Annotated in this window: 18 protein-coding genes and 1 tRNA gene; 16 read left to right on the top strand and 3 right to left on the bottom strand. The window is 69.1% G+C overall.

The genetic code is table 11. From position 1 onward, the window contains the following. Window positions 1–41: 41 nt before the first annotated feature. The 15 genes from F8M74_RS06320 (at window position 42) to F8M74_RS06390 (ending at window position 13,350) form a co-directional block, all read left to right on the top strand. Complete coding sequence (locus F8M74_RS06320; RefSeq protein ID WP_141257996.1) at window positions 42–968, top strand: PfkB family carbohydrate kinase; 927 nt, start codon at window positions 42–44, stop codon at window positions 966–968. A gap of 100 nt (window positions 969–1,068) precedes the next feature. After that, window positions 1,069–1,422: a TIGR02266 family protein gene (locus tag F8M74_RS06325; protein WP_216609442.1), complete on the top strand. Its 354-nt coding sequence runs from the start codon at window positions 1,069–1,071 to the stop codon at window positions 1,420–1,422. A gap of 27 nt (window positions 1,423–1,449) precedes the next feature. Further along, complete coding sequence (locus tag F8M74_RS06330) at window positions 1,450–2,181, top strand: metallophosphoesterase (protein ID WP_090492537.1); 732 nt, start codon at window positions 1,450–1,452, stop codon at window positions 2,179–2,181. A 53-nt stretch (window positions 2,182–2,234) separates the two neighbouring features. Then, complete coding sequence (locus F8M74_RS06335; protein WP_141257995.1) at window positions 2,235–2,963, top strand: hypothetical protein; 729 nt, start codon at window positions 2,235–2,237, stop codon at window positions 2,961–2,963. A gap of 15 nt (window positions 2,964–2,978) precedes the next feature. Beyond that, window positions 2,979–3,821 (top strand): archaetidylserine decarboxylase, encoded by an 843-nt coding sequence (asd, locus tag F8M74_RS06340; protein WP_141257994.1) that lies wholly within the window; start codon window positions 2,979–2,981, stop codon window positions 3,819–3,821. A gap of 26 nt (window positions 3,822–3,847) precedes the next feature. After that, entirely contained in the window at window positions 3,848–5,095 is a 1,248-nt protein-coding gene (gene hisS, locus F8M74_RS06345) for a histidine--tRNA ligase (RefSeq protein WP_216620572.1), read from the top strand. Between the two features lie 145 nt (window positions 5,096–5,240). Next, window positions 5,241–5,648, top strand: coding sequence for a S24/S26 family peptidase (locus F8M74_RS06350; RefSeq protein WP_141341744.1), 408 nt, complete (start codon window positions 5,241–5,243; stop codon window positions 5,646–5,648). Further along, window positions 5,645–5,941 (top strand): PqqD family protein, encoded by a 297-nt coding sequence (locus F8M74_RS06355; RefSeq protein ID WP_140862849.1) that lies wholly within the window; start codon window positions 5,645–5,647, stop codon window positions 5,939–5,941. Before F8M74_RS06350 ends, F8M74_RS06355 begins: the two co-directional genes overlap by 4 nt. Then, a complete protein-coding gene (locus F8M74_RS06360) occupies window positions 5,941–6,468 on the top strand; it encodes a hypothetical protein (protein ID WP_171410443.1) in 528 nt (175 codons plus the stop codon). The genes F8M74_RS06355 and F8M74_RS06360 overlap by 1 nt, the downstream gene beginning before the upstream one ends. Before the next feature lie 11 nt (window positions 6,469–6,479). After that, window positions 6,480–9,578, top strand: a complete 3,099-nt coding sequence (locus F8M74_RS06365) for a PQQ-binding-like beta-propeller repeat protein (RefSeq protein WP_141259079.1) — start codon at window positions 6,480–6,482, stop codon at window positions 9,576–9,578. Between the two features lie 32 nt (window positions 9,579–9,610). Beyond that, window positions 9,611–9,757 carry a hypothetical protein gene (locus F8M74_RS06370; RefSeq protein WP_163884343.1) on the top strand — a complete coding sequence of 49 codons (147 nt, stop codon included), beginning with the start codon at window positions 9,611–9,613 and terminating at the stop codon, window positions 9,755–9,757. Beyond that, window positions 9,745–10,596 (top strand): hypothetical protein, encoded by an 852-nt coding sequence (locus F8M74_RS06375; protein WP_163884344.1) that lies wholly within the window; start codon window positions 9,745–9,747, stop codon window positions 10,594–10,596. Before F8M74_RS06370 ends, F8M74_RS06375 begins: the two co-directional genes overlap by 13 nt. Further along, window positions 10,589–11,515 (top strand): tRNA (adenosine(37)-N6)-dimethylallyltransferase MiaA, encoded by a 927-nt coding sequence (gene miaA / locus F8M74_RS06380; RefSeq protein ID WP_141256987.1) that lies wholly within the window; start codon window positions 10,589–10,591, stop codon window positions 11,513–11,515. Before F8M74_RS06375 ends, miaA begins: the two co-directional genes overlap by 8 nt. 172 nt (window positions 11,516–11,687) lie before the next feature. After that, window positions 11,688–12,305: an HdeD family acid-resistance protein gene (locus F8M74_RS06385; RefSeq protein ID WP_228559670.1), complete on the top strand. Its 618-nt coding sequence runs from the start codon at window positions 11,688–11,690 to the stop codon at window positions 12,303–12,305. 118 nt (window positions 12,306–12,423) lie between these two features. After that, window positions 12,424–13,350 carry a bestrophin family protein gene (locus F8M74_RS06390; protein WP_141256989.1) on the top strand — a complete coding sequence of 309 codons (927 nt, stop codon included), beginning with the start codon at window positions 12,424–12,426 and terminating at the stop codon, window positions 13,348–13,350. Here the strand turns inward: F8M74_RS06390 and F8M74_RS06395 are convergent. The 3 genes from F8M74_RS06395 to F8M74_RS06405 form a co-directional block, all read right to left on the bottom strand. Next, on the bottom strand, window positions 13,338–15,071 hold the full coding sequence (locus F8M74_RS06395; protein ID WP_141256990.1) for a response regulator: 1,734 nt from the start codon (window positions 15,069–15,071) through the stop codon (window positions 13,338–13,340). The genes F8M74_RS06390 and F8M74_RS06395 overlap by 13 nt on opposite strands. A 48-nt stretch (window positions 15,072–15,119) precedes the next feature. Beyond that, on the bottom strand, window positions 15,120–16,076 hold the full coding sequence (locus tag F8M74_RS06400) for a diguanylate cyclase (protein ID WP_141256991.1): 957 nt from the start codon (window positions 16,074–16,076) through the stop codon (window positions 15,120–15,122). A 399-nt stretch (window positions 16,077–16,475) separates the two neighbouring features. Next, a complete protein-coding gene (locus F8M74_RS06405; protein ID WP_141256992.1) occupies window positions 16,476–17,219 on the bottom strand; it encodes a M48 family metallopeptidase in 744 nt (247 codons plus the stop codon). Between the two features lie 96 nt (window positions 17,220–17,315). Between F8M74_RS06405 and F8M74_RS06410 the strand changes: the two genes are divergently transcribed. Further along, window positions 17,316–17,401: transfer RNA gene (locus F8M74_RS06410), tRNA-Leu, on the top strand. The last annotated feature ends 56 nt before the right edge of the window (window positions 17,402–17,457 follow it).

Below are 17,457 nucleotides of genomic sequence, written 5' to 3' on the forward strand. Positions count from 1 at the left end.
GCCGTGCCTGATTTCACGGCATCTCCCCCCAGGAAGCTCGCATGTCCCTGCTCGTCGTCGGCTCCGTTGCCCTGGACTCAGTGGAAACCCCCTTCGGCCAGAAGGAGGACATCCTCGGGGGCTCGGCCACCTACTTCTCTACGTCGGCCTCGTTCTTCAGCCCCGCGCGCGTCGTGGCGGTGGTGGGCGAGGACTTCCCCGAAGGGCACCTCAACTTCCTTCGCGGACGGGGAATCGACCTGGAGGGCCTCACCCGGGAGACGGGCCGCACCTTCCGCTGGAAGGGCCGCTACAGCTACGAGCTGAACGAGGCGCAGACGCTGGACACCCAGCTCAACGTCTTCCAGGCCTTCTCCCCGAAGCTGCCGGAGTCGTACCGGGATACGCCCTACGTCTTCCTGGGCAACATCCACCCGGAACTCCAGGCGCAGGTGCTGAACCAGGTGAAGGCGCCGAAGCTGGTGGCCGCCGACACCATGAACTTCTGGATCAAGGGCAGCCGGGCCGCGCTGCTCAAGACGCTCTCCCGCGTCAACCTCCTGTTCGTCAACGACGCGGAGGCCCGTCAGCTGGCCGGCGAGCACAACGTGGTGAAGGCCGCTCGCGCCATCATGGCCATGGGCCCGCAGCGCGTGGTCATCAAGCGCGGTGAGTACGGCGCGCTCCTCTTCGAGGCCGAGCACATCTTCGCGTGCCCCGCCTTCCCCCTGGCCGAGGTCTTCGACCCCACCGGCGCGGGGGATACCTTCGCCGGCGGCTTCATGGGCGCCCTGGCCACCTCCAGTGGCGTGTTGGACCAGGCGCTGCTGCGCCGCGCCATGGTGATGGGCAGCGTCATGGCCTCCTTCACGGTGGAGAAGTTCAGCCTGGAGCGCCTGCGCGAGGTGACGCGGCCGGAGATCCACGCCCGCTTCGCCGAGTTCCGGAAGCTGACCCACTTCGACGACCTGGGCTCCCTGGAGCGATGAGGCCGTGGGTAAGGGTGGGGCGCTCCACCACCCTTGAACTTGACTGCGGAATCAGGCCGTCCCTAGGCTGCGGATTCGGGTGACGGAAGAAGGTTCCGGGTTGAGCGAAAACCGAAAGTCCACGCGGATTCCCACCCAGCTTCGGTGCTGGTGCGAGGGTGACAACGTCACGCTCTACGCGCGAATCTCGAATTTGAGCGAAGGAGGACTGTTCCTCCGCACGAGCACGCCCCTGGCACGAGGGGCGCGTACGGTGGTGAAGCTGTCTCCCGCGGGCCACCAGGACATCCAGGCCCAGGCCACGGTGGTGTGGCTTCGGGAGGCGGAGGAACGAGCGCTTCCCGCGGGCATGGGGTTGCGTTTCGAGTCCCTGGACAGCGATACCTTGGGACGGCTTCGCCAGATGATTTCGCAGCAGCAGCAGAACCAGGTGAAGGTCGGCTGGGCGGGTTGAGCCCACGCCACCGGACCGAGGCCCCGCATGCGTATCGCCGTCATTTCCGACATCCACTCCAACATCGAGGCGCTCACCGAGGTGCTCCGCGTCGCCGAGCACCAGAAGGTGGACCGGTTCGTCTCGCTGGGGGACATCGTCGGTTACGGGGCGTCGCCCAACCCGTGTTGTGAGTTGGTGCGCTCGGTGGCGGAGGTGACGCTCCTGGGCAACCACGATGCGGCGGTGGCGGGGCGGATGGACTACTCGTACTACTACGACGCCGCCCGGCACGCGCTGGACTGGTCCGCCAACGTCCTCACGGACGAGAACATGGCCTGGCTGCGCAGCCTCCCGTACACGTACCGGATTGGCGACGTGGGCTTCTGTCATGGTTCGCCCATCGACCCGAAAGCATACGAGTACATCTTCGCGCTGGAGCAGGCCCGGGAGCTGACGCCCTACGTGGCGGAGCTGCCGGAGGTGACGTTCATCGGCCACAGCCACCTGTGCCGCGCCTTCGCCATTGGCAATGGCGAGGTGAACGACGTGGTGGCCCAGAAGTTCGGCATCCGCCGGGGCTACAAGTACATCATCTCCGTGGGCAGCGTGGGCCAGCCGCGCGACTACGACAACCGGGCGTGCTTCGTCATCTGCGACACGGACGCGCGCACGGTGGAGTACGTCCGCGTCGAGTACGACATCGAGACGTCGGCGCAGAAGATCTTCGATGCGGACCTGGCGCTGAACTTCGGCAAGCGCCTGTTCCTGGGCGTCTGAGGCCCGTTCCGGGGCACAAAAGGCGGACAGGCGCGGGGAAATGACATAAACCCGTGTCCGTGCGCACCCTGGTCCTCCGAGCGTCCCTCAGGCCCCTCGTGGGCGTCCTTTCCGCAGTGTTGCTCACGCTGGCGCCCACCGCCTGCCGCCGCGAGCCTCCTGCCCCTTCCGCCGAGTACGAAGAGGCCGCCCGCCGCTTCCGCGAGCTGTATGCGCAGAAGCTGGATGAGGCCTTCCTGGATCCGCAGGTGGGGGAAATCGAGGCGCAGCTCCAGCGCGTCCCCGCGGACAGTCTGGATGCCGAGGGCGCCCGCGAGCTGCTCCAGCGCATCAAGGACGGACGGCAGCGGATGGCGGCGGCCGCCGACGAGCGGGACGAAGCCGTGGCCAGCGCGCGGGAACTGCCGCCGGGCTCCTACACCGCGCCGTCCACCGAGGAGCAGGCGCGTCCCGCGGCTCCGGTGGCAGCGCCGGATGCCGGGCCTCCAGATGCCGGTGCTGGCGGTGGCCCCCAGGCAGGCACGGCCGCGTCCGAGTTGGTGGCGGGCTTCCGGGGGTGCTTCCAGCGGGGCACTCCCATTGATGTGCAGGGACGGGGCATGAGGGAGACCTGGCAGCTCGCCGACCGCACCGCCTGCCGCCTGGAGTACCCCCAGCATCAGGATTCATTCCTCCTGATTGAAGAGGGGAAGGTCCTCACGCTGTTACCCAAGAGTGCCGTGCAGACTGTCCCCGTCACTCCCGACGGCGGTCCGGCACCCGTGACCGACGCCGGTCGCTAGAACCGATTCGCCGATATGAACGACCAGACTTTCATGAAGTTGATGCAGGTTTTGCCCAAGTCCGCGCTCTCCACCGTGGTGGGGATGGCCACGCGACTGCCCGTGCCCGCGCCGGTGCACCAGGCCGCCATGCGCGCCTTCGCCAAGGCCTACAACGTGGACATGGAGGAGGCCGAGCACTCCTTCGACCACTACCCGACCTTCGCCCAGTTCTTCACCCGGGGCCTGAAGCCCGGCCTGCGTCCGGTGGACGCGGGGGAGAAGGTGGTGGTGTCCCCGGTGGATGGCCGCGTATCTCAGGTGGGCTATTCGGATCACGGGCGCTGCCTGCAGGCCAAGGGCATCGAGTACACGGTGGACGAACTGCTGGGGGATTCCGAGGCCGCCAAGCCCTTCCACGGCGGTGCCTGGACGACCATCTACCTGTCGCCGCGCGACTACCACCGCATCCACGCGCCGCTGGGCGGCACCATCACCGGGTACGCGTACATCCCTGGTGAGTTCTGGCCAGTGAACCCCGCGTCGGTGAAGAACAAGCAGTCCCTGTTCTGCGTCAACGAGCGGCTGGTGACGTACCTGGACACCGTGGCGGGCAAGTGCGCGGTGGTGAAGGTGGGCGCCACCTGCGTGTCGCGCATCAAGGCGGCCTACGACGAGGTGACGACGCACACCGGGCAGCCCGGCAAGGTGCACCGCTACGGCGCGGCCATGCCGGTGGAGAAGGGTGGGGAGTTGGGCCGCTTCGAGATGGGCTCCACCGTCATCCTCCTGTTCGAGCCCAAGCGCGTCACCTGGGACGACAGCCTCCAGGAGGAAGCGGTGGTTCGGCTGGGCAAGCGAATCGGAGTCATCACGTGAGTCAGAAGGTCGCGGGCGTCAAGGGCATGAACGATCTCCTCCCTGGGGAGATCGAAATCTGGCAGCACGTGGAGGCGCAAGCCCGCGAGCTGTTCAGCCGCTTCGGCTACGGTGAGATCCGCACGCCCATGGTGGAGGACACTGCGCTGTTCGTGCGCAGCGTGGGCGAGGAGACCGACATCGTCGGGAAGGAGATGTACACCTTCAACGACAAGGCGGACCGCAGCCTGTCCCTGCGCCCGGAAGGCACCGCGCCCGCGGCGCGCGCGTACATCGAGCACTCCATCGCCAATCAGGAGCCGCTCACGCGCTGGTTCTACACGGGGCCCATGTTCCGCTACGAGCGGATGAAGACGGGCCGCTACCGCCAGTTCTATCAAATCGGCGCGGAGGCCTACGGCGCGAAGGAAGGCGCCCAGGACGTCGAGATGATGGACATGGTGGTGCAGTTCCTGGAGCGGCTGGGGCTCAAGGACATCACCCTGAACATCAACTCGCTGGGGGACGAGGCCTGCCGGCCCACGTACCACGCGAAGTTGGTGGAGTACCTCCAGGCCCACCGCGAGGCGCTGTGCACGGACTGCCAGAGGCGCATGGAGAAGAACCCCCTGCGCGTCCTGGACTGCAAGAATGAGAAGTGCCAGGCCATCGCCGCGGCCGGCCCCAACGTGCTGGAGACCCTGTGCGAGCCCTGCCGCGCGCACTTCGACGACGTACAGCGGAAGCTGACGGCGCTGGGCATCCGGCACGTCGTGAATCCGCGCATGGTGCGTGGGTTGGACTACTACACGCGCACCGTCTTCGAGTTCATCGCCTCGCACCCCGCGCTGGGCACCGCCAGCACCGTGGGCGCTGGTGGCCGCTATGACAAGCTGGTGAAGAGCCTGGGCGGGCCGGACGCGCCCGCGGTGGGCTTCGCCTGCGGCCTGGACCGGCTGGTGCTGCTGCTGAAGGAGAGCGGTCAGCAGTTCGCCGTGCGCCCGGACGTCTTCGTCGCGGTGGCGGACGCGGGCTCGCACGACCCCGCCCTGGTGCTGGCCAGCCGCCTGCGCCGGGAGGGACTGCGCGTGGAGTTCGATACCCGCGGAGGCAGCCTCAAGAGCCAGATGAAGCGCGCGGACAAGAGCAGCGCGGACTTCACCCTGGTGCTGGGCGAGGCCGAGCGCACCAGCGGCCAGGCGAAGCTGAAGCCCATGGCCGGTGGCGAGCCCATCCCCGTCGCGCTCGACGAGGTCGCCAGGGTGGTGCGGGAGCGTAAGGCCGTTCCGAAATAGCGTTCTGTGGGGTCGAGAACAGCATTCCGGGCGATTCTTGCCAAGTCTGAGAAACTGAGGTAGGTGCGTAACCCCTGATAAACGTTGGGTTATTGGGCCGGGGGGAACTCGCGGGCGCAGGTCGGGTCGGTTAGACTGCCCTGCGATGCCGCGCAACACTTCCACCCCCGTTGTGCCTCCGGCCCTGAGCTGGGTCCCCGTCCGCGGGGACAGCATGTGGCCATCGCTGCGCTCGGGCGACCATGCCGGCGTGGAGCCGCTGGAGGGGGCTCCACGACCTGGTGACGTCCTGCTGGCGCGCTTCGACCATGCCCTGGTGCTGCACCGGCTGCGGCGGTGGGAGGCCGGGGCGGTGGCGCTGCGAGGCGACAACTCACCCCAGGAGGATTCACCGCTGGATCCGTCACGGGTGCTGGGGCGGGTGCGGCGCGTCCGCCGGGGTGGCGTCGTCCTGGAGACGGGGTGGGACCGGGGCCCCCGGTGGCTGGGGCGGCTGCGGGCGGCTGTGAAGTGGCGTCTGGCTGCGTTGCTGGGCCGGGGAGGTGCGCGATGAGCACGGAGTTCGCGGCGGACCATGCGCCGCGCTGGCGCGAGGGCGTCTCCGGCCAGCGCTTCGGCTCGGACTTCATCGTCCTGGATGCCGAGGGCAACACCCTGCGTGGGCTCAACGGAACGGCCATTGAAATCTGGGAACTGTGCGACGGGACGCGCACGGCGCGGGCCCTGGTGGAGCAGGTGGCCCAGCGTCACGGATGGGACGTGGAGCAGGTGCTGACCGACACGCTCAAGTTCTTCTCGGAGCTGACCCGGCTGGGGCTCATTGACGAGTTGGAGGAGGCGCGGTGATGCGGACGCGTTTGGCACTCCTGGCGGCGGCGGTGATGCTGGCCTCGTGCACGGAAGGCGTGGCGCCCTATGCCCCTGTTCATGCGCCCCCGGCGCAGGAACCGGTGGCGCCCACGGACGTGTTGCCCCCGCGCGAGGGTTCGGAGGCCCGGCCGCCGCCGGCGCCGGTGGAGGAGTCGGAAGTGCCTCCGCCGCCAGTGGTTCCGCGGGGCTCGGCCACCGTCATTGACCTGGGAGAGGGGCGCCGGGGCTTGCTGTCCGTGGCGCAGGTGGACGTGGACCTGACGGTGAGCGGCGTGCGTGGCCGGCACACGGTGTCAGTGGAGTTCGTGCCGCCTTCCGGGCTGCCGTATGAGCGGCGGTCGGCGGAAGTGGATTCACGTGTGGACGAGTCGCGCACGGTGCGCTTCTCCCTGCCCGTGGCAGGCACCGCCGTGGCGACGTCCGGCATGAGCGGGACGTGGCAGGCCCGGTTCTTCCTCGATGGGGCGCCGCTGACGGCGGCTTCCTTCACCCTGGATCCGTGAGGGCTCCTTTCATGCGTCCATTCTCCGCCCCCCTCGTCGCCGCCGCCGCGCTCCTGGCGCCTTCGCTGGGGTGGGCGCAGTCGATGTCCCCGACCGCCGTCTTGACCACGCAGCCGCAGGGTGGGGACACCCGCGCGCGAGTGGTGATGGACGAAGCCTCCGAGCTGGCGGTCGATGTCCGCAACAACACCCTCAGTGGGTCGCCGCTCTTCCGGCGCATCAACGAGGTGTGGTTCGCGTTGCCCAACGGCTACATCCCGCTCGCGTCCATCCCGCCCCCGGGATGGACGGTGGACTACATCGCCAGCGAGCGGTGGGTCATCTTCTACAATCAGGACTCCTGCAACGGCAGCGGGGACTACGGCCTGGGCCAGGACGAGTCGGCCCGGTTCGTCCTTCGCGTGGTTCCGCCGACGTCGAACAACGACCAGAACAACGAACGCTTCATCGCGAGTCAGACGTTCGCCCGTGACACGTGCGCGGGGGGCGACTTCACGACGTCGGTGACGACCTCGGCCGCGAGCTGGAGTCGCTCCGGTCTCTACACCCAGGTGGACGTGCGTCCTCGGGTGATGGGGGTTGGCGGCGACATCGACGCGCGGATGGTGGTGGAGAACCGGACGGGCACGAACCACAACAACACCACGGTTGAGGGACCCTCCACGGGCGCGGGCGCCGCCACCTTCCAGGTGGTGGACACCGAGCCGACGCCGTTCCGCATGAACATCGCCAGCCGGAACGCGGGCGTCTATTCCGCGAGAATGCGGACGGGCTCGGCCGGAACGCTGGTGGCGCGGGTGCGGGGCGTCAGCGGGAACGGCAACACCGTGTCGCCCGCGGTGGACGCGCGGATGGTCAACGTGGGGGCGCTCCCGGTGGCCATGGACGTGGACACCGACGACGCGTTCAACAATGAGACTGTGCGCGTGCGGCTCACGGTGACCAACCCGTCCTCGACGGACACGTTCCTGAACGTGACGCCGCGCGCGCCCGTGTTCCAGGGAACGGCGGCCGCGTCGCTCGTGTCGGGGCCTGGGCCCGCGAGCGTTCCCCGGCTGGACCCGGGCGCCTCCGCGCACTTCGTCTGGACGTACCAGCTCACGGGAGCCCCGTTCGCGAACTACCGGTTCCGGGGGCAGGTGGATGCCACGCGCAACGGCGCCTCCGTGACGTCGAACCTGGTGGACTCGAACCAGGGGCGCATCGTGCAGCACCGCGTGCGGACGAACATCAGCGCGATGGCCGCCAACTCCACGAACCGGTCCGTCATCTACACCATCCAGAACCGGGGCCCCATGCCGCTGCATGAGGTCCGGATGCTGCGGCCCGCGCTCAACTACTTCACCGTCAACGGCGTGCTGCAGACGCCCACCGGGTGGCGCATGGCGTCCAACAACGCCACCACGGGCATCACCTGGGAGTCGACGAACGCCACGGGCATCCCGGTCAACGGCGAGCGCTCCTTCACGGTGGTGTATTCCAACTTCGGGGCGGGCGCGTCGCTGTCCGGGCCCACCACGTTCCGTCATCGCTTCCACCTCATCGATGACTACGGCGGGCCGCAGATTCGCATCGACACCCCGATGACGCTGGTGCAGGGCACCGTTCCCGACGTCAACCGCCTCACGGGCGTGGCGCGCGATGGCAGCGTGACGCTCACCTGGGACAACCCGGCGGTGCACGGGGGCGTGCTGATTCTTCGCGCGGAGGGCGCGCCGCCGAACCTCTCTCCGACGCAGGGGCTGACCTACGCGGTGGGGGCCTCTCTGGGCAACGCCCAGGTGGTGTACGCGAACGACGTGGGCGCCACCACGACGTTCACCGATACGTCCGTCACCAACGGCACCACGTACTACTACCGCGTCTTCAACTCGGATGACCTGCGGTGGTACTCGCCGGGCAACCAGCCGACGTCGCAGGCCCTGGTGGCCACGCCTCGGGCTCGCGTGGGCGCGGCGCCACTGTGGTGCTACTCGGTGGGTCTGAATGCCTCGCAGCAGCCCATCACCGAGCTGGGCACGGGCATCTTCAGCGCCTTCAACGACTCCGTCGTCGCCAACCTCACGCAGGTCACCAACCCGTCGGCGGATGGCGCGGAGCGGTGGCGGCCTCGCCCGCTGGCGGGCCTCATTGGCAGCCGCTTCCCGGTGGTGCCGCTGCATGGCCTGCCCGGGCAGTACATCCTCGTGGGCGACCAGGGTGGGGTGGCCAGCGCGCTCAACGCCGCCACCGGCCAGGTGCTGTGGCGATGGGACAATGGTGGCCAGCCCATTGGCACCATCCAGTCATTCCCTGTCACGCAGCTCTTCGACTACGCGAATGCCGCATACCGGGCCGCGCACCCCAACCGCGACCTCGTCTTCTTCGCCACGCGGCTGGCGGACGCTTCGCGCAACCGGGTGGTGGCCCTGAATGCCGCCACCGGCGCGCTGGTCTGGAGCTACCAGCCTGGGAATCTGGGCATGGTGGCGGGCGGCATGGTGGTGGACTACACCAACAACCGGCTCTTCGTGGCGACGCGCGCGCACGCGGGCTCGCCGAACACGCTTCGGGTGCTGAACACGCTGACGGGCCAGGTGCTGGCCCAGCTCCCGGTGGGCGACGTGGAGCTGAGCCTGGTTCGCAATGCGTACAGCAACCTGATTCTCGTGACGGACAGCGATGGCTTCGTGCACGGCGTGGATGCCGCCACGGCGCAGCTCGTGTGGAGCCTGCCAGTCACCACGCGCCCGGCGCCGAACACACCTGCCTTCACCAGCTTCGTGCGGCCCCAGGGCTCGGGCTTCGTGGCCAGTCTCGCGGCCGGCCGGGTGGCGCTGTACGACGTCTCGGGGCCCGCCCAGTCGCCGCCGGTGCTCCGGTGGAGCACGCCGATCGCGTCTCCCTCTGGCACCTTCTCCTTCAATCGGAATGGCGCCGTGCGCATCTACGTTGGCAGCTCCGACGGACAGGTCCACCAACTGGAGCTGCTGGATGGCTCCGACTCCGGTCAGGTCTCGATTGGTGGTGCGCAGCGTATCGGGACTCCCACCATCGACCACACGGTGAGCCGCCTCCACGTGGGCTCCGAAGATGGACGCATCTGCGCGTTCCCCGTCCCTTTCCCTTGAAGAACGTCCCTTCTTCCTCGCTCGCACGCCCCATGACTTCGGACGCCTTCCAGACGACGCCCCCTCCTGACGCCGGCCCTGTCTATGAGGCGCCGGCCATTCTCTGGGAGCAGCCCTTCGTGGCACTGGCGCAGATTTCCCAGTGCCACATCCCTGGTGAGTCGGAGTGCATTCCCTGAGCCTTCCGCCGGAAGGCCCCACGGCGGACGCGGCCCTCTGCCTGCGGATCGCCGGTTGGACGGGAGTTGTGGAAGTCGGTGATGCGGGCCTGCGAGACTCGCTCCGGCGCATGTTCTCCCGGTTCGTGGTGTCCCCAAGGCGACAGGGCAGTGAGGTGGCTCGGCTCGTGGCCGTGGCCCCCACCCCTGCGCGTCCTGCGCCCGTCATTCGCGAGCTGCCACGGGTCCTCCGCGGGGAGGACGGCGCGCTGCGCCTGGCCGGCGAGGACTACGACGCGACGCTTTCCGCCGATGGCCTCCAGGCCCACGTGGAGGGGCAGGGGCGGTTTCCCGTGGAGACGGTGCTGAAGGTGATGCTTGCCCGGGCGCTGGCTCGGCGTGGCGGGCTGCTGGTGCACGGCGTGGCGGTGGCGCACCAGGGCCGGGCCGCGCTCTTCACGGGGCACTCGGGGGCGGGGAAGAGCACGCTGGGGGTCTTGTGGGCGCAGGCGGGCGGGCAGGTGTTGTCCGATGAGTTGGTGGCTGTGTGGCCGGAGCCCGGCCAGGGCTGGCGGGCGGCGGGGACTCCGTGGAACGTGGGGCAGGCCGCCGAGGCGGAGCTGAGCGCGGTGGGGACGCTGGCGTGGGACGGCGTGTCGCGGTGGGAGCCGCAGGCCGCTGGAGACGTCGGACGGATGCTGCTCGTCAATGCCCTGCTGTCCGAGGCGACGTCCGTGGGGCGGGGTGGGCTGCTTGGCGCGGCGGGACGGTTGCTGTCGGAGGTTTCGCCCGTGCGGTTGGTGTTCGCGCGTGATGCGTCCGCGGCGGCGGTGATTCAGGGAGCGTTGGCGAATGGGTGAGGGTGGAGCGCAGCGGCCACTGTTGACGGTGATTGCCGGGCCGACGGCGTCGGGGAAGACGGCGCTGGCGATTGCGCTGGCTCAGCGTGCGGGTGGCGAGATTGTCAGCGCGGACTCGCAGCAGGTGTACCGGCACTTCGATATCGGCACGGCGAAGCCCTCCTCGGAGGAGCTGGCCGCGGTGCCTCATCACCTGGTGTCCGCCGTGGACCCGATGGAGGCGTTCTCCGCTGTCGAGTACCAGCGCCGTGCGGACGCCATCATCGCGGAGATTGCCGCACGCGGCCGTCCTGTCTTCGTCGTGGGCGGCACCGGGCTGTATTTGCGCGTGTTGCTTCACGGTGTGCTCGAGGCGCCCGGGGCCTTGCCGGAGTTGAGGGCGGAGCTGGAGGCGCTGGCGGCCGGTGAGGGGCGCGAGGCGGTGCATCGGAAGCTGGCGGAGGTGGACCCGGAGACGGCGGCGAAGCTCCCTCCGCAGGACCTGGTCCGCGTCATCCGGGCGCTGGAGATTCATGCGCAGACCGGCGTGCCCGCCTCGGCGTTCCGGAAGGCCCATGCCTTCGCTCCGGACCGTTATCCCTTCCAACTGTACGTTCTGTCGCCACCGCGCGACGTGCTGTACGGGCTCATCAACACGCGCACGCGGATGTTGTTCGAGCGTGGGCTCGTCGAGGAGACCCGCGAGCTGCTGGCGCGGGGGTACGCCGATGCGGCGCCCATGCGCAGCGTGGGCTATGTGCAGGCGCGCGCCGTCGTTGAGGGGAGGATGACTCGCGAAGAGGCCATTCGCGACACCGCGCAGGAGACGCGCCGCTACGCCAAGCGGCAGTTGACGTGGTTCCGGAAGGAGCCCGGGGCTGTCTTCCTGGCGCCCCCGTACGAGGCGGCGCTTCCGCTCGGCGGCTGTTGCTCGCCCTGACGGCCCAAGGGGCGGGCGGGGGACGGAGCGGCGTCAGCGAGCGTTGTCGGCCCCAACGCGGGGGCACATGTTCGGCGATGGATGTGCCGGGTTCCTTTGTGGCCTGCCGACAGGCGGGCGAGACGCGAGGCGGCTCGGCCTCCGAAGTGCACTCGCTTCGGGAGCAGTCACCATGGCCTTCACCGATGAACGCAAACCGGAAATCCTGACCCCTGACTCGAGGCCGAGGGTGAACTCGGCGGCCTGGGGTGGCCCCTTCATCATGGGGATTTTGATGACGCTGCTGGGGATTGTCGCGCTGGGGGCCGCCTTCTTCACCAGCCTGGTGTCGGCCATCCTCTTCGGCGCGATGCTGGCCGCGGCAGGCGTCATGGAAGTCATCTCCGCCTTCCGGACGCGCAAGGAGGGCGGGCCGTTCTGGCTGTACCTGCTCAGCGGCATCCTCTCCGTCGTCGTGGGTCTGTTCATCCTCGTCTACCCGGCGGCGGGACTGGGTGCCATGACCCTGCTGCTGGCGGGCTACTTCTTCGCCAGCGGGCTCTTTCACGCCGTCACCTCGGTGATGGACCGCTATCCCCGGTGGGGCTGGGACTTCTTCTACGGCGCCGTGTCCATCTTCCTGGGCATCGTCGTGATGCGGCAGTGGCCCATCTCCGCCGTCTGGCTGGTGGGCACGCTGGTGGGAATCGGCATCTTCTTCCGGGGCGTGGCGCTGATGGCGGGCGCCCTCACCGTGCGCAAGGTGCTCCGATCGGGCGGTCCGACAACGCCTGCCTCCATCTCCCGCTGACGGGCAGGCGGCCAAGGGCACCGGCTCCCGTCCAGGGCGGACACATCCCACGTGTCCCCCTGGATTGGCGCTTGCCAGGCCCCGCGCAGGCGCGGCAGCGTAGGCGCCCTGCGACAATATGATCGACTACGACCCGCACCGTTGGTGGAGCTACTTCCATTACCTCCGCGGTTCCATGGTCCGCGAGATTGTGGCCCGGGTCCTCGTCTGTGTGTTGTGGGCCGTGGGCGTCACCGCGGTCCATCATCACACCAGGCCCCTGGACATCCCGGCCACGGTGCACACGCTGGCGGGCATCTCGCTCAGCTTGTTGCTCGTCTTCCGGACCAACGCCTCCTATGACCGCTTCTGGGAAGGCCGGAAGCTGTGGGGCGGCATCGTCAACGAGACGCGCAACCTGGCCCGTGCATCCGGCGTCTTCATGCGTCGGGACGCCGCGCTCTACGGCACGCTGCTGCGGTGGATTAGCAGCTTCCCCTATGCCTCCGCCGCGTTACTGCGAGGGGAGCGGGACCTGGGCCCCGTCGCCTCCGAGCTGCCGCGCGACGAAGCGGACGCGGTGCTGGGCAGCCAGCACGTCCCGCTCGCGGTGTCGCAGAAGATGTCTGCCGTGCTCGATGAGGGCCGGCTGCGGGGCTACTACCCCGAATACGTCCAGATGCAGCTCGACCAGAATGTCCAACTGCTCATCGACTACATCGGCGGCTGCGAGCGCATCCACAAGACGCCCATGCCGTTCGCCTACATGATGCACCTGCGGCGAGCGCTGATCGTCTACTGCTACACGCTGCCGTTCGCGTTGGTGGATTCGTTCGGCTGGATAACGGTGCCGGCCACGTTCGTCGTCGCCTACGTCTTCTTCGGCATCGAGGAGATTGGCGTGGAGATCGAGGACCCGTTCGGCCACGACGACAACGACCTGCCGCTGGAGCGGATCTGCGAGACGATCCGCGGCAACCTCAAGGCGCTGATGCCCGGGGGCGCCGAGGCCATCCACGCCCCGGTCTCCGCGGTCTCCATTCCCGGCGGTGGTCAGGACGCGTAGCGGTCCGCGGCCACCTCGCGCGTGTCGTCCGCGGCGTGCGGCGCGGGCGCGGGCTCCAGGACGGGGACTCGGCCGGTGAGGATGCGCAGCAGCCGGTCTGGGTCCACGGGCTTGGGCAGGAAGGCCTCTGCCCCCGCGTCCAGGGCCCGCTGCCGGACATGCGGCCGGTTGAGGCCACTCATCACCAGCACGCGGGTGTTCCGGGTGAGGGGATGCTGCTTCAGGCCCTCGGCTAGCCGCAGGCCATCCACCCAGTGCAGCACCACGTCCAAGAGGATGGCCGTGGGTGGCCGCCGGGCCACCGCGCAGAAGAGGGCCAGCTCGTCGGCGAAGGACACCACCGTCGCTCCGGTGCTCTCCAGCAGTGCCGTGAGCGCCTCGCGTGCGTCCGGGTCGTCATCCACGACGTAGTAGAGGTCCGGCTCCAACTCCGGCACCACCGAGGGCACTGGCTCCACCGTGGTGCGCAGCCAGGAGCCCACCATCTCCTTGAGCCCCGCCCAGCGCGCGGCGCCCAGCAGCGCGATGGGCGTGGGGCCGCTCAGGCCCAGCACGCCGCCACCGAAGGAGCCACCCAGCGTCCGTCGCCCCTTCGCCTTGGCGAAGGCCTCCGGCGCTCGAGGCCCCGCTCGGCGCAGCCAGGTCATCGTCCGGGCTCCCGCGGCGGCGTCCTCCAGCATTTCGCCCAGGCCTTCGCGCACGTAGCGGCGCTCCAGGGGGCCCGTGTCCAGCCCGCCGTCGAGCAGCGCCACCGCCGCGCGGCTGCACGAAGCCAGTGTCTCCGACAATCCCACCTGGAGCGGGTGGCCGAAGGCCGCGGGCCCTACCGCGATCTGCCCCGGCGCCACCAGCGTCCGGCCCGGTCCGTAGGGCAGGCGGGTGGTCTCCAGGGCCGCCAGCTCGAAGCCTTCCTCCACCAGGCCGTCACGCGCGGCCATCATCAGCACCTGGCACAGGTCCGCGGGCGTCACCGCCGGCCCGAAGGCCAGCGCGTACACCGAGTTGGCGCCAGGCAGCAGGAACAGGCCATCGACCGTTGGCAGGGGCGCAATCCACAGCCGGGCCACCGGAGCCAGCTCCAGCCGAGGCGAAGCGTGGCGCAGGCGGGCCTGCACCGCCGGGATGGTGGGGGCAGGGCGGAAGCCCTTGAAGAAGGCGTCACCCATCAGCGGCCCGGCGCCCGAGGCCAGCGCCACCGCATGAAAGCGATCGCCACTGCCCTGGGCGCGCACCACCAGCGAGCCCGCGCCGCGCACGGAGGCGGGCGCATCCGGCGCGGGGGCCTGTCGCTCCACGCGCTCGACGTGGCGGGGAAGGAAGCGGGCGCCCTGGGCGCTGGCCGCGGTGGCGAGCACATCCCGCACCTGCTCCAGGCCGCCCAGCCCCTGGGGCCAGCCGTCCACCACCCAGAGGCCACCGGGCGTGGAGGCCAGCAGCTCGCGCCGGCTCTCGGCGATGATTTCAACGCCGCGCAGCTCATGGGCACGCCATTCGGAGGGGATGCGGCAGCCCAGCGCGGCCAGGCGTGAGCGGCATTCCGGCGTCAGCACCGCCGGCGGGGCGGTGCGCTCCTGTGTTCCTCCGGAGTAGACGCGCACGTCCAGCGCCAGCCCGCGAGCCCTCCCGTTGAAAAGGAGTGAGGCGGCAAGCCCCGCTCCGGCAATGCCGCCTCCCACCACCGCCACTCTTGAACCCGTCGCCAGTCTGTTCCCCAGCATCATCCGCGCCCTCGCTGCTGCCCCGCCGTTGCCTGCCTCACCGCGCCCCGTTCAGTGTCGCTGCGCCGGAGGCGAATTCGCGGGCCGGCCGAACACGACGACCCGATCCCGCCCCTCGCGCTTTGCCTCGTAGAGGGCCGCGTCCGCCGCCTTCATCAGCGACTCGGTGTCCTCGCGGGGCCCTTCGAAGGTATGGTCGGCGATGCCCACGCTCACACTCAGTCCGAAGGGGGCAGGGCGGCCGTCGCTCTTCTGGACGCCGACGCCGCGCAGCCCGGTGCGGATGCGCTCGGCGAAGACGGCTGCTTCCAACGCCGTCTGGTGCGGCAGCAGCGCGACGAACTCGTCTCCACCGAAGCGGGCCGCGAAGTCCGACTCACGCAGCTCGTGCTTCAACTGAGTGGCCAGCGCAAGAATCGCCCGGTTGCCCACGTCATGGCCCATGCCGTCGTTGATGGCCTTGAGGTGGTCCAGGTCGATGATGACGACGCTCAGCGGGTACTGGTAGCGCTGGGCCCGGCGGAACTCTTCTTCCATCCGGATGGTCAGCGCCCGGAAGTTGGCCAGCCCCGTGAGGCCGTCCGTCTGCGCCAGGATCTGCAGCCGGCGCTGCTGCTCGCTCTGGCGCAGCGCCCGGTCGATACGGGCCAGCAACTCCCGCGCGCTGGCCGGCTTGTGGATGAAGTCCACTGCGCCCATCTCCAGGCAGCGTTCCAGCGTGGCCTCGTCCGCGTCGCCCGTCAGGAAGATGACGGGCACGGCTTCCGTGCGCGACTCGCGCTGGAGCATCTCGAGGACCGCGAGCCCGTCTCCGCTGGGAAGGAACCTGTCCAGGAGGATGAGGTCCGGGCGGTGCTCCCGCGCCAGCTCCAGCCCCTCATCCGAATCCGGAGCGGCGAGCACATCGAAGCGTACGGCGAGCAGGTCAACGAGGCTCTCACGGACCTGTGCGTCATCTTCGATGATGAGCAGAAGGGACCGCTCGGAGGTCCGGCCGCGCCGTTCCATGCACCACTCCGCTTCACTCGGCTGCTGCGAAATGGCAGGCCGAAAGTCTCGGGTGCCACGCCCTTCCGTGTGCTCCCAACGCCCCTGCGCCCCACGCGCACCCGCCGCCGCCCGGTCCTGCAAGCACACCCCAACGCCCACAACCTTCACCCGAGACCTCCGGCTGCCAAGCCTGTCAGGCTTCGCGAGACGAGGCCTTTCCCCGTCACCCGTGAGCACGGTGCGGGAGCAAGCACCATGCCCTGTGGTGGGAGAGGGCAGTCAGAGTGTTTCCGGGCGGTTGCGCACCCTCTGCGTCGCCCTGTTGTACAGGGTCGGAAGACGTTGCAGCGCGCTGAGGGGCAAGCCGGTAGATATTCCCGTGCGCGGGCGGACGCTCGATGGCCGCGCGACGGGTCGCTAGCGTCGGGTGCTGAACTGCATGCGGCGGCCGCCCATGGGGGGCATGACCGGCGGCGGAGCCTCGAGCCCGAACTGCCACCACGTGGGCTCGTACGGCTTCATCTTCAGGCGCTTGTCGTTCTGGAGCTGGGCGAGGCTGCCCTTGAGCTTCTCGTCCTTGGGGTTCTGCTCTACGCCCCGGGCGAGCACGCGCAGCGCGCCGTCCTTGTCCTTGTTCTGCATCAGGCACCAGGCATAGGCCGCCCAGACAATGGACTCCTTCTTGCCGCTCTTCGTGGCGGACTCGAACGCCTTCTTCATGGCGTCGAAGTCCTTGCGCTGGAAGTGCAGGGCGCCTTCCATGGCCTTGGCCATGTAGTTGCGGCCGCTGCCCTTGCCGAAGGCGGCCTTGGCGCCCTCATGGTCCTTCACCATGTACTTCAGCATGCCGATCTGGGAGTGAAGCTCCGGACCGACCAGGAACTGCCACTTGTCGTAGACGAGCCCCTGTTCCAGCGTCTTCACCGCCCGGTCCACCCGCGACTGGGCGTCCTTCTGGCTGGTGGGCTGGGACTGGAGGTCCTTCTGGACCACCGTCATCAGCGACTGGACGCGGCTGGCCACCCGGCGAGCGAGCACGATGTAGGTGCCGACGAGGGCCAGGATTCCGGGGACGAGCCCCGCCCAGATGGAGAAGCCGGCCACCTTCACCAGGAGCGCGACGGCAATTCCCACACCGAGGGAGATGAGAAGGTTGTACATGGGGGGCCCCTCTTAGCGATGTGCGTGGATCACCGCAATCTTCGGATGCACTTGGTACCAAGTCGCGGTATACGTCTGCTCGTCGCGACAGCAGGGGGCCCTCTGTCGAAATTGGTAGACGAGGCGGACTCAAAATCCGCTGCGGCTGACCCCGCGTCCCGGTTCGAGTCCGGGGAGGGCCATCATCCGAAGGGCAGGACCGGCGAGGTGGTCTTCCGCTGGAAGCGCCCGGTCCTGG

This window comes from Myxococcus sp. CA023 (genome assembly GCF_010998615.1).
Lineage (GTDB): Bacteria > Myxococcota > Myxococcia > Myxococcales > Myxococcaceae > Myxococcus.